14 protein-coding genes are annotated in these 12,409 nt (G+C 36.9%); 10 read left to right on the top strand and 4 right to left on the bottom strand.

Annotation, left to right across the window (positions count from 1 at the left end; all coding sequences use genetic code 11):
- Positions 1-152: 152 nt before the first annotated feature.
- Complete coding sequence (locus ACMZ42_RS10695) at positions 153-632, bottom strand: DUF456 domain-containing protein (protein ID WP_415731432.1); 480 nt, start codon at positions 630-632, stop codon at positions 153-155.
- Positions 633-870: 238 nt separating this feature from the next.
- A complete protein-coding gene (locus ACMZ42_RS10690) occupies positions 871-2,502 on the bottom strand; it encodes a Na/Pi cotransporter family protein (protein ID WP_415731431.1) in 1,632 nt (543 codons plus the stop codon).
- Between the two features lie 195 nt (positions 2,503-2,697).
- On the opposite strand from ACMZ42_RS10690, the gene ACMZ42_RS10685 reads away from it, so the two are divergent.
- The 4 genes from ACMZ42_RS10685 to ACMZ42_RS10670 all read left to right on the top strand — a co-directional run bounded on the left by ACMZ42_RS10685 (position 2,698) and on the right by ACMZ42_RS10670 (position 5,409).
- Positions 2,698-3,216, top strand: coding sequence for a DUF1189 family protein (locus ACMZ42_RS10685; protein ID WP_370081593.1), 519 nt, complete (start codon positions 2,698-2,700; stop codon positions 3,214-3,216).
- A gap of 52 nt (positions 3,217-3,268) precedes the next feature.
- Positions 3,269-3,613, top strand: a complete 345-nt coding sequence (locus ACMZ42_RS10680) for a hypothetical protein (RefSeq protein ID WP_370081591.1) — start codon at positions 3,269-3,271, stop codon at positions 3,611-3,613.
- Positions 3,614-3,708: 95 nt separating this feature from the next.
- On the top strand, positions 3,709-4,824 hold the full coding sequence (gene ispG, locus ACMZ42_RS10675; RefSeq protein WP_415731430.1) for a flavodoxin-dependent (E)-4-hydroxy-3-methylbut-2-enyl-diphosphate synthase: 1,116 nt from the start codon (positions 3,709-3,711) through the stop codon (positions 4,822-4,824).
- A 12-nt stretch (positions 4,825-4,836) separates the two neighbouring features.
- Positions 4,837-5,409: a 5' nucleotidase, NT5C type gene (locus tag ACMZ42_RS10670; RefSeq protein ID WP_415731429.1), complete on the top strand. Its 573-nt coding sequence runs from the start codon at positions 4,837-4,839 to the stop codon at positions 5,407-5,409.
- Positions 5,410-5,454: 45 nt separating this feature from the next.
- On the opposite strand, the gene ACMZ42_RS10665 is transcribed toward ACMZ42_RS10670, so the two are convergent.
- Positions 5,455-5,583 (bottom strand): hypothetical protein, encoded by a 129-nt coding sequence (locus ACMZ42_RS10665; protein ID WP_256469430.1) that lies wholly within the window; start codon positions 5,581-5,583, stop codon positions 5,455-5,457.
- A 197-nt stretch (positions 5,584-5,780) separates the two neighbouring features.
- On the opposite strand from ACMZ42_RS10665, the gene ACMZ42_RS10660 reads away from it, so the two are divergent.
- Positions 5,781-6,266, top strand: coding sequence for a hypothetical protein (locus tag ACMZ42_RS10660; protein ID WP_370081626.1), 486 nt, complete (start codon positions 5,781-5,783; stop codon positions 6,264-6,266).
- Positions 6,267-6,853: 587 nt separating this feature from the next.
- Here the strand turns inward: ACMZ42_RS10660 and ACMZ42_RS10655 are convergent.
- Complete coding sequence (locus ACMZ42_RS10655) at positions 6,854-7,432, bottom strand: YdcF family protein (RefSeq protein WP_370081585.1); 579 nt, start codon at positions 7,430-7,432, stop codon at positions 6,854-6,856.
- A 752-nt stretch (positions 7,433-8,184) separates the two neighbouring features.
- Here ACMZ42_RS10655 and ACMZ42_RS10650 point away from each other — a divergent pair.
- The 5 genes from ACMZ42_RS10650 to ACMZ42_RS10630 all read left to right on the top strand — a co-directional run bounded on the left by ACMZ42_RS10650 (position 8,185) and on the right by ACMZ42_RS10630 (position 12,391).
- Positions 8,185-8,574: a MerR family transcriptional regulator gene (locus ACMZ42_RS10650; RefSeq protein ID WP_370081624.1), complete on the top strand. Its 390-nt coding sequence runs from the start codon at positions 8,185-8,187 to the stop codon at positions 8,572-8,574.
- 32 nt (positions 8,575-8,606) lie between these two features.
- Positions 8,607-9,935, top strand: a complete 1,329-nt coding sequence (locus ACMZ42_RS10645) for a hemolysin family protein (protein ID WP_415731428.1) — start codon at positions 8,607-8,609, stop codon at positions 9,933-9,935.
- Positions 9,936-10,103: 168 nt separating this feature from the next.
- A complete protein-coding gene (locus tag ACMZ42_RS10640) occupies positions 10,104-10,508 on the top strand; it encodes a hypothetical protein (protein WP_370081581.1) in 405 nt (134 codons plus the stop codon).
- 168 nt (positions 10,509-10,676) lie between these two features.
- Positions 10,677-11,126 carry a helix-turn-helix transcriptional regulator gene (locus tag ACMZ42_RS10635; RefSeq protein WP_370081579.1) on the top strand — a complete coding sequence of 150 codons (450 nt, stop codon included), beginning with the start codon at positions 10,677-10,679 and terminating at the stop codon, positions 11,124-11,126.
- 530 nt (positions 11,127-11,656) lie between these two features.
- On the top strand, positions 11,657-12,391 hold the full coding sequence (locus ACMZ42_RS10630; RefSeq protein ID WP_415731427.1) for a metallophosphoesterase: 735 nt from the start codon (positions 11,657-11,659) through the stop codon (positions 12,389-12,391).
- Positions 12,392-12,409: the final 18 nt, after the last annotated feature.

The following is a 12,409-nucleotide window of genomic DNA, read 5'->3' as shown; positions in this document are numbered from 1 at the left end:
AAGAAATAATTAATACATCCTTAGATTATCAAAATTGGTCAAACCATTCAACGAAAAATACTTCAAATTGAAGATTTTCAGCCTTTTGACTGAAAAGCCAATACGATTACTATACTACCCTGTTTTCCAAATGGCTAAACTACAGGAGGAAATTATATCGCTATAAAGAACACGACAATCATAACGATTTGAATAACTGCTTTTGCCAGTGTTGATGTTAAGAAGCCAACAAGTGAGCCAACTCCGCTTTTTACAGCCTCTCCAAATGTACGACGCTCTACGATTAATTCTCCAATCACAGCTCCTAAAAATGGACCAACTAATATACCTACAACCGGAATGACGAACGGACCAATTAATAAACCAATGGTACTACCCCACATACCAGCATTTGAACCACCAAATTTTTTAATACCAAAGGCATTGGCCACAGAATCAGCAACAAATAAAATGACAACAAATATAATTTCACTCGCCCAGAACAACCAGCTTAGCTCCGCAAATGAAAAAAATAATCCATATACTAAAAAACCACCGATTAAAAAAATTACACCTGGAATTATCGGGTATACCAATCCAATAAATGAAATGATAAAGCAGGCAATCACTAAGATCCAGCCAACAACTTCCATGAAAATTCTCTCCTTTTATCGTGCATTGCCTTTCATACGGATTTACAAAGCTGTAGGTTTCATTTATTTTCATTCAGCAGATGTATTTGTATCGTAAGTGCAACTTCAGTTACACATGTCTTCTGCGCGAAAGAGAAACGTCAGCAACAATTGTTTTCTGTGCGAAAGCGAAGCGTCAGCAACAAATGTTTTCTGTAGCGAAAGCAAAGTAGCTACAATTACCCAAGGCGCAATTGATCTAATGTCTAATTCCTAAAATAGAGTCAGCTATATTTACAGCATGGTCTCCTATACGCTCTAAATTGCTAATGATATCCGTATAGACGATTCCCGCCGCTCCATTACATTCGTACGTATTTAAGCGCGCAATATGCTTTTGTCTTAGCTTATCTTCCATATCATCTATCAAGCTTTCGAGCTCAGTTACTTCCTGCGCTAAGCTCAAACTTGCTGTATCCAGAGCCGCTATGCTCTTTCGTACAGCTTCAATCGCCAAGCTAAACATGCCTATTAAATCTTGTCGCGCTGACTTACTTAAACTTACCTCATGATGATCTTTATATTGTAAAAGCTCTAAAATATTTTCAAAATGATCACCAATACGTTCTATGTCTCGTACATTTGTTAGAAGTGTATGGTGTCTTACTGAGTCTGCTCGAGAAAGTGGCTGCTTAGACACCATCACTAAATAATTCGTGATTTCCTTGTCTAAATGATTGAGCGCTACTTCTAATTGTAAAACTGTAGGAATATGAGCAGCTTCACCTGTTTTCATATATAAAAATGTTTCTTCTAAACCATGAAGTGCATGTTCCCCCATACGTAACACTTCCTCCTTCGCTTGCCCGAGTGCAATCGCCGGAGAGGAATCAATGAATGATGGATCTAAATGCTTCGTTGTCACATCAATATTTCCATCATGCCCAGGAACTAGCTTTGTGACAAGTGCAGCCAACCCTCCGATAAATGGCAGCTGAATCATCATATTAATTATGTTAAAAGAGCCATGCGCAATCGCTATTTGCATTTTCGCTTCTAAATGGAATAGCCCACTAATCCACTGTACGTAATGCATAAAGGGTGTAAAGAACACCATGAAAATGATCGTTCCTATAATATTAAATAGCACATGTGCCGCCGCTGCACGTTTAGCATATATAGAAGCACCCAGTGAAGCTAATACTGCTGTAATGGTCGTTCCTATATTTTCACCAAATAAAATAGGTAAAGCACTATCTAAGCCAATCAAATGCTCAGCATATAAGCCCTGTAGCACACCGACAGTTGCTGTTGAGCTTTGGACAAGCAATGTAAAAACTGCCCCTAGAAAAATCCCTACAACGGGCAGATCCTTTAGAAGAAGGGTTAATGATGCAAAGTCCGCTAATTGATGAAGTGACTGCATGCTTGCACTCATTAACTCTAAACCTAAAAATAAACCCCCGAAGCCAAACAATATTTGCCCGATATACTGATACGTCGCTTTCTTAAAGAAAAATAACAACCCTGCACCTATTGCCAATAACGGATAAAAATATATGCCAATATTAATACCAATAATAAAAGCGGTTATGGTCGTTCCAATATTCGCCCCCATAATGACACCGATTGCTTGACGTAATGTTAAAAAACCTGCACTCACTAGCCCAACCGTAATCACCGTCGTTGCAGAGCTCGACTGGATACAAACCGTCACAATTATGCCCACTAACACGCCCATTAAAGGATTTGTTGTAAAACGATTCAACCATTCACGCAGTCGATCATCTGCTGATTTTTGAAGCCCATCCCCCATAAATTTAATGGAAAATAAAAAGACTCCTAAACCGCCTAAAAATTGAAACAGTATGCTTTGCCAATCTATTGTCAATTGTATTCGCTCCAATTCCTACATCTCTACTTCTCTATTCCTAATCTTTAAATGATAGTATAGAAAAAGTAAAGAAAACCTTTAACTTCTTTACACAATATTAACATTTCATTATCGTATTCTCAGTTATTATTTCTTATTTCATATCTTGTCAAAGTTGAACATGGTAGAATAGCGATTGGAGGAGATATGCTTATGAAACACTCACAACTATTTATCGATAGCTTAATTCATCCAAAAAAACTTGCTGCCTATCGTTTATTACCGATCGGAAAGGTCATTCAATATACCTTTCTTCTAATTACTGTTGTTACAGTTTTCTCTTTTGGTCGTTTTACGGCTGGAATGTCTGTTGATGCATTTGATATGAATAGTTTAAATGGTATTACTGAATACATAGAAGACGTTAAATGGGTATTGTATCCCGTGACATTCATTATGCTTTTTGTTTTTACTACGATGCTTATTTTTGCACAAATTGCGCTCTATGCCGTAGCAGGTCTACTGATTTTAAAAGTCATGAAGCGTCGCGGTGAATACCGTCACATTTGGCGTACTACGACATTTGCCATGACTTGGGCAATTCTAATAAGTATGCTAGCAGATTATCTACCGATTAACAGTACAATTATCTCTGTTTTTTCTTTATTTTTAACTGTGACTCTACTAATCGTAGCCATCACAAAATATCCAAAACAACCAATCAAAAAATAATGTGCATGAATCCCCTCTCTTCTAAATATAGTGTAGAAAAGGAGGGGATTTTTTGCGTGCTTTTGTGTTAACAGCTATCATTATTATTTTTGCTTTTGTTGTAAAAGTAGATTTAACAGAAGGTTCATTACACCTTGCTGCCATTTTTCCGAAAGAAACTGAAAACGCCCTTTGTGAGAAGCAGCGAGAGCCAAATTATATAACTATACAGACTATTCAAGGCGATACTATTCACAGTTTATTTGCACTTCATCCCGCCAAAGTACCAATGACCTTCCCTGAACGCTTACAACTATTTTATGAATTAAATCCACACTTACAATTACAGGCTCTTGTTCCTGGTGAAAATATTAAGCTTCCGCTGTCATTTGAATTTGAAAACAAATGCGGAAAATGAAAAGTTAACGTTTCTTCCTTGTCCTTATTTTCTTACACTGCTAAAATAAATGTCAGTGACGGTCGAAAGTATGGCCCGAAAAGGAGAGAAAGTTAATGAGTGAAATTTGTCACCGTACAAATACACGTCCCGTGCGTGTCGGTAATTTAACAATTGGTGGTAGTAATGAATTATTCATTCAAAGTATGTGTACAACAAAAACACATGATGTCGAAGCAACAGTAGCAGAAATTCTTCGTCTTGAGGAAGCAGGCTGTCAAATCGTTCGCGTAGCAGTACCAGATGAACGTGCAGCTGATGCGATAGCGGAAATTAAAAAACGTATCAATATTCCATTAGTAGCTGATATTCACTTTGACTATAAATTAGCATTAAAAGCAATTGAAAATGGTATCGATAAAGTTCGTATTAACCCAGGTAATATCGGGCGTAAGGAAAAAGTTGAAGCTGTTGTTAATGCAGCTAAGGCTAAAGGTATTCCAATCCGTATCGGGGTAAACGCTGGTTCATTAGAGCGTCATATTTTAGAAAAATATGGTTACCCTACTGCAGACGGTATGGTAGAATCTGCTCTTCACCATATTAAAATTTTGGAAGACTTGGACTTCCACGATATTATCGTATCCATGAAGGCATCAGACGTAAATTTAGCGATTGAGGCCTATGAAAAAGCGTCTAAAGCCTTTGATTATCCTCTACATCTAGGAATTACTGAATCAGGTACATTATTTGCTGGTACAGTAAAATCAGCGGCTGGCCTTGGCGCAATCCTTTCAAAAGGTATCGGTAATACATTACGTATTTCACTATCTGCAGACCCTGTTGAAGAGGTTAAAGTAGCACGTGAACTATTAAAATCATTCGGTCTTGCTTCTAATATGGCAACACTTATTTCTTGCCCAACATGTGGTCGTATCGAAATTGATCTAATTTCAATTGCCAATGAAGTAGAAGAATATATTTCTAAACTTAATGTACCATTAAAAGTAGCTGTTCTTGGTTGTGCGGTAAACGGTCCTGGTGAAGCACGTGAAGCCGATATTGGTATTGCTGGTGCTCGTGGTGAAGGTTTACTATTTATGAAGGGCAAAACTGTTCGTAAAGTGCCTGAAGAAACAATGGTAGAAGAGTTGAAAAAAGAAATCGATAAATTAGCAGCTGAAATGGCAGAAAAACGTGCTGCTGAAGAAGCAGAAAAAGCGAACGCCTAAGGAGGTGCTAGTATGAAAAAGCCTCGCTTTGGTATTGATATCGATGGAACAGTGACATGTCCTAGTACTCTCATTCCACATATCAATAAACAATACAATATAAATATTACACTCGACGATGTGTGCGAATATGATTTTTTATCAGCATTTCCCCACCCTGTTGATCGTGTAGCATTTAATACATGGTTTAAAGAAAATGAGCCATATATGTATGAAGTATCTGAAGCAGCTAAAGATGCGAAAGATATTTTAAATACGTGGAAAAAAAACTACGAACTTTATTACATCTCTGCTCGTGGTGGGAATGTATCAGATGTTACGGTAAATTGGTTTAAATCACAATCTATTCCGTATGATCATATCGAGCTCATCGGTAGTCACGATAAAATTTCCGTAGCAAAAAACCATGGTGTTGATGCATTTTTTGAAGATAAGCATGATAATGCGGTTATGCTTGCGGAGGAATTAAAAATACCGGTTGTATTATTTGACACTCCGTATAATCGCCTTGCTGTTCCAGACAATGTCGTACGTGTTTATAACTGGCAAGAGGCCAACCATTTTATCACAAATTATTTTAAATAAATCAATTGGAGTCGTGTTCATGTATTGAACACGACTCTTCTTCTTTTATACATCAAGTATCCCTCGTAACCAACGCTCCACAAAATTCTCAAAGGTAATGCCATAATTTTCATAAACAGCATGGTACACGAAATAAGTTCCTAATCGCTCAAGTAATTCATCATTAATCTTCATCACAAACCGCTCCCTTTCTTCGAAAAATTTACTAAATTTTCAGATTTTTAAAACTCCAATTTCTCGACATTCTAGTGGAGGTCGCATCGTTGCAAAACCGTCACAATCTGCCGCCTTCATGCCCTTTTTTCATAGTTTTCTTTTCGTTACTATAGTAGTATCAACTTGCAATACTGGAGGGACTACTTGTGAGATGGATGACAAAGGTAGCTTGTATAACATGTCTTTGCGCGTTGCTAACTGGCTGTGGTAATCGATTATCAGAAATTAAAGACGCGGTTTCAGACATAAACTCAGCAGCAGAAACTGCAGCCAGTGCAGTTAGTCGTGATGTACATGCTGTACGAGCAATTGCCATTAACTACAAAGATACATCTTTTACGGTTAATGACCTATTTAAAACTATTTTACGTGACGTACGCTGGGATTATGACGCCGAAAAAAGTGAGCTTCATGTGAGAGGCACATGGCAAGCACCACTATTTTCTGAGCAACCGTGGGATGATACGATGAAAAAACAACTAGCAGAAACAGGCGTAGTAAAGGTTACATGCACTATTAACAACAATAAAATTGATAGCGCCCTCACAAATGTAACACTTATTTTTAATGACGAAACGATTCTAGAAATGACTGGTGAGGATGCACTTCATCACCTATATGATACATATTTACAAAAATAAACTCCGTAGCTTTTAAACAAGGTTGTTTTCTCAAAGATTGTTACTGTAAAAAAAGGCAGATTTTATCTACAAAACGTGTAGAATAAATTCTGCCTTTTTTTCTGATATAATCGGGAATTTAACTAAAGCTCCCTGTTTGTTTAAGTTTATTAATTCATACGATAAGACTTTTTATTAGCAAACAGTAGGCAAGATTAATATCTTTTACTTCCCCACTGTAAGCCCCTGCGTTCATAAAAATGGTACCGCCAACTGAACTAGGGATACCATAAGCGAATTCAAGCCCGTTAAAGAGTTTGTCTATGCGAATTCTGATACGTCAATAATAGCTACGCGGATTGCTCGGTAATAGTGTTCTCTTCTCAACTAATGGCTGTGAGGTACGTAAGGAATAATACAACCCCACGGATACCTCATTCCTTTAAGATCAAGTTAGAACCGTTCCCTAAGACGGTTCTTCCGTATAGCAATAGTTCAAACGTTTACGATTGGGCTATATAAATGACTATATCGGCTGAACCGCCTGTTTTTGTTTAATTGTTAGTGTTATTGTCTGGCAGCTTCTTCTAGGCTGTTATTCTGTGATGCTAGGTGAGGATATGTATTTTTTCTAAATAATACTTCACGATAGCTAAATATTCTCTGGAGTAATACTTAATACGAAATTCAGATGGTGTTGCAGCCGGTAAGCCGGTTACGTTAAGTCCTAAATCTTCAGCAATGGATTCGGCTCGATATAGATGGAATCGGTTTGTTACAACTACAACTGTGGAATCTTTGTCTATGTAATCCATTGAATACTGAAAGTTTTCAAGAGTTCGAGTAGATTTGGATTCGGTGATGATTCGTTGTTCATTAATACCTAATTGAATTAATGATTCTTTAATTACAGAAGCTTCAGACACAATTTCGTCCTGCCCTTGGCCACCAGAAGCTATTGCAATTGTATTTTGATTTTCTTTTAAGTATGCAGCTGCGGTTGAGATGCGCTCGAACAGCAGACTAGACGGTTGATCCCCCGATAAACGAGTACCTAAAATAATGAGGTAATCTGCATTTTCTTTCGCAGTATCTTTGCCTTGAGATACGATAAGTAAGTGTAGGCAAAGGAAAAAAACAAGTACTGCCGCGAGCAATATAGTGATATGCTTGAATATCTTCTTCATAATAACCTCCTTATACACTGTAACGATTGACATTATATAAATTATCGGTAGCAAATTTCAATATATGAGATTGTTTTAAGGCTTTTCTAAAAGATCGTTGCTATTATTTAGTCTGTGGAACTCCTTTTAATCTTAATAATCCAATCAGCTTTATAGTAAGACGAACGGAATGGTGTGATGTTCCAACTTTTCTTCACCTAACCTGCACTATTAAGTGAAGAAACAACAATCTTTGAGAAAGCATCCTTAAATGCTGACGCTTCGCTTTCGCACAGAGCAAAGCTTCCTAGGGGCGTCAGATGAGCCGCTTGGGGCAACAGATGTTTTTTGTGCGAAAGCGTAGTGTAACGTAGCGGCAGCAACAGGATGTTTTTTGTGCGAAAGCGTAGTGTAACGTAGCGGCTGGATGTTTTTTTGCGCGAAAGCGTAGTGCTAACGTAGCGGCAGCGGCTGGATGTTGGCCACGAAGGCGTTATCACAGGACGTGATGGTTTTAGCCTTCGTTCCCTACTTGCTTCAGGGTCTCATCTGTGACTGTTTAACATGACATTTTATTGACTAATTTATTTTTTCAAGGATATACAGCTTTTCTAACATTTAGTTGTTAAGAAAGCTATTTTTATGTTCATCCATAAATAAGCCCCTCCCCGAAAGAAATCTTACAATTTTGAAATATCGGGCTCTTCTAATTGAAACTGACTAAACTAGCAAGTTATAATCAAAGTATCACGTGATGGTTTGGAGGTGTTTGCATTGGGACAGAGAGATTAAAAATTGGCGAGCTTGCAGAAAAAACAGGCATTACCAAAAGGACAATCGATTATTATACAAACATTGGCTTATTAGAAGCCGAACGTTCTGCATCCAATTATCGCTACTATGCCCCTACAATGATTGAACGACTTCATATTATTGAGCAACGCAAACAACAAGGTCTTTCACTCATAGAAATACAACATGAACTAAACACTTCGCATGAAGAAATCGATGTGCAATTACTACGTGTAAAAATGCAGGATGTAACTTCTCTACTTGAACAAATAAACAAACAAGACAATAAATATATCGAAAAGATTAAAAAAAATGTTTCACCCGAAAGTATTGCGCTCATGCAATCTTTATTTTTACTTATTCATAATTAGGAGGTGACGTTCTGTTCATACAGAACGACTATTTGGAGACCATACTCAACTTATCGATTTTCACCATTTTATTAGCTTTAACTGGCTTTTTCGTAGCAACGGAATTTGCTATTGTAAAAGTACGTTCCTCAAGACTTGACCAATTAATTGCAGAGGGCAACAAGAAAGCCATTTCTGCAAAGTATGTTGTCGATCATTTAGACGAGTACTTATCTGCCTGTCAGCTTGGTATTACTGTAACAGCGCTTGGTATCGGGATGGTCGGTGAAAAAACCTTTGAATTTATGCTACACCCTCTTTTTAACTTGATTGGCATTTCAGATAAATATATGACGATCTTTACAATTGGTAGTGCTTTTGCCATTGCAACATTTTTACATGTTGTTGCCGGGGAGTTGGCACCAAAAACTGCTGCGATCCAAAAGGCTGAAACGATTACACTCCATTTTGCCAAACCTATTATGTTGTTCTATAAAGTGATGTATCCATTTATCTGGTTCCTGAACGGCTCAGCTCGAGTATTAATTGGCCTATTTGGTATGAAGCCTGCTTCAGAGCATGAGTTATCACATACAGAGGAAGAATTACGATTACTGCTATCTGAAAGCTTTGAAAGTGGTGAAATTAATAAAACAGAGCTAAAGTTTGTGAATAATGTCTTTGAATTTGATGAACGTATTGCTCGTGAAATTATGGTTCCTCGAACAGAGATTGTTGGAATTGAAAAAAATGAATCTTTTACAAATATGATTCAATTTATCGCCGATGAAAAATATACTCGCTATCCTGTTTATGATGGTGATCGTGATAATATTTTAGGCTTTATCAACGTTAAGGAATTGTTTACACACAGTTTGCTTGAACAACTTACAGACGATTCATTAATCCTTGAAGATTTCATTAATCCTGTTATACGAGTAATTGAAACGATTCCTATTCAAGCATTACTTGTGCGTATGCAAAAAGAGCGAATTCATATGGCTATTTTAATGGATGAATACGGCGGGACATCAGGGCTTGTAACAGTCGAGGATATTTTAGAAGAAATAGTAGGTGAGATTCGAGATGAGTTCGATGATGATGAAATTGCAGAAATCCGAAAAGTAAGTGACAATCACTATATTTTAAACGCAAAAATTCTCATTGAAGATGTTGAAAAACTATTAAATGTAACACTTGAAGCAGAAGAAGTCGAAACATTGGGCGGTTGGTTTTTAACTGTAAATAACGGCATTAAAGCAACTAAAAATATTGAGTTGGCCCCTTATATATTTAGTATCTATGAGCAGCAAGGCCATCGTATTCATTACATCGAAGTTCGTCCCCTTCGCAACATTTTGCCTGCTGTATTAGAAGCATAATCTGACTAATACGGTTTTCTTAATAGTTTATAACAGTTTTAACTCCATTACTATCATTTAAATGGGCCTATTCTAGTTTTTCCAAATACTTTTGTCTCATTCCATTATTAGGCATATCCATATATAATAAATATATGGATATGATTCTATTTTCAGGGGGCAATACATATGAAATTGTTTAAACTATATCATTCGGACGGTATTCATATCATTACTGACGTCAAAAAACACAAAACTAACATTGAATTAAAAACAATTACAGGTGAAGTATTATATATTATCGTCGTAACAGATGAAAACTACACAGTATACGATGATCGTTTTGCTGGTGCTTCAAAGCAATTAAATTCTGTGGAGGCATTTGATATTGACGGAAACTTCCGTAGCCTAGATTTTGATAATATGCGTTCACTCTTCAAAGAGGCATTTACGAAGCTATTACAAGAGATTGCAGAATGTGTCAATGAAAATGAGGAACTAGTAGATATTGATACACTACGTCATAAAGTAAGTGCTCAAATTAAAGGTATCCATTTCCGCGTTATTTCTGACACAAAAAAATATGAGATTTAAATATCTAACAGGCTGTCCAATCAATAGATTGCGGGATAGTCTGTTTTTTCGTTTCAATATTCAATACTTTACCCGTTAATTAACCACAGTTACCCGCGAAACAACAAACATCTCATACTACTTTCATGTATAATGGTATTTAATTATCTGAAAGAAAGGGTGTTTTGGATGAATCGTGAACAATTAATCACACTTATTTCGGAAAAACTGAAATTAATCCGTACCGAAAAAGATTTAACACAGGATCAGATGAGTGATTTACTAGGACTCTCTAAAAAAACACTTGTTCAAATTGAAAAAGGTCGTATTTATACTGGCTGGACTACAACGGTTGCAGTTTGTGCATTATGTCGAGAAAGCACAATTTTACAGCATGAGCTTGGCGGGGATCCACTTGAGGTTGTCGACTTAATCGCTAACAACGGAACATTACATCCTAAGGAAAAGACGATGGGTGGATACATATGGTGGAAAAATCTTAGCGAGTACAAAGGTTATCGTCTACAACAAAACGTCATTAGTCAGCATTTTCGAATTTTAGATACAAACAACTATCGACTACTATCAACATTCGACGAGTCAATAGTTAAGCAAGCATGGGAAAACTTTCAAGAATAATCAATTATGCCTCGACATAATTGTAGCTGTCGCTTCGCTTTCGCTACAAAAAACATTCGCTGAAAGAAGTTAAAGTACTGTACTTGCACATAACGTAGAAGCATTGCATCCAAATACTTCTACGTTATACACAAGTAGAAAGAACCTTTATAAAAGCTGTACGATACCGCCAGTAATGGACTAATTGTAATTTGGGTCTCCTGTTTTTGTTGTACCACTTCACCTCTCCTTGCTCTTTTCATTTACACCACGAGTCTTAAATTTCATTTAAACCCTATAAATGATGTGTTTTCCATAATTCCGTTAAAATAGCTGTAGCAAATTCACTCTTCCTCTATTCCAACACTATAGACGAATGAATACAGAAATGAAATCACTTCGTCATATGATAAAGTGTAACTAGAAACCGATAGTATGGAGTAATAACATTACAACCAAACTTTTGGTTAAAAGTTACATTAGTCGAAATTTGTAAAATTATTCTCTATACTAAATAATAGCTTCTCTAATACTGGAAAGGATGCTCTTTTATGGATCGAATACTAGCAATTAGTGATATACATGGGGAATTAGAACTTTTTGAAGAATTATTATTAAAAGCTAATTATGATACTGTGCAAGATCAGTTATTTTTACTTGGTGATTATATTGATCGTGGGCCTGCATCTTGTGGCGTTTTAAACTTAGTCGGAGAATTGCAGGCAAAAGGTGCACGTGTTCTATTAGGAAATCATGAAGCCATTATGCTAAAAGCCTGCCGCTCTGGTCATCCTAAGCCGTGGAATCATTGGGTGGAACTTTGCGGTGGCGAGGCAACACTTGCAAGCTATGGTTATCAGTTAGACGATTTTAAGGAAGTCATTGAAGATGAGACATTACCTAGCTTTATTCAGTCCTTACCAAAGCTCGAAGAACATTTACAGCTTATCGAAACCTTTGATACTTACATCGAATTAGAGGATGCCATTTTTGTACATGGCGGTGTTGTTCCTGGTGTAACTTTAGCAGAAACAGATCCCTTGCAATTTTTATGGATTCGCGAAGAATTTCATGCAGGTTATCAAGGCGAGAAAACTGTAATCTTTGGCCATACACCTACCTATAGACTTCACCAAAATCCAACAGATTACAGTGTCTATTTTGGCGAAAATAATATCATTGGTATAGATGGTGGAGCTGTTTTTGGAGGTCAGTTACATGCTTTAGAATGGCCAAGTCATCAAATAATATCGGTGGAAAAGGAAAAGCCAACAAGTGTAGAATAACCTGTTGGCTTTTCGTGC

Source organism: Lysinibacillus sp. NPDC056185, from assembly GCF_047737915.1.
Classification (GTDB): Bacteria; Bacillota; Bacilli; order Bacillales_A; family Planococcaceae; genus Lysinibacillus.
The sequence above is the reverse complement of the archived record's forward strand: the minus strand, read 5'-3'. Positions and strand labels throughout refer to the sequence as shown.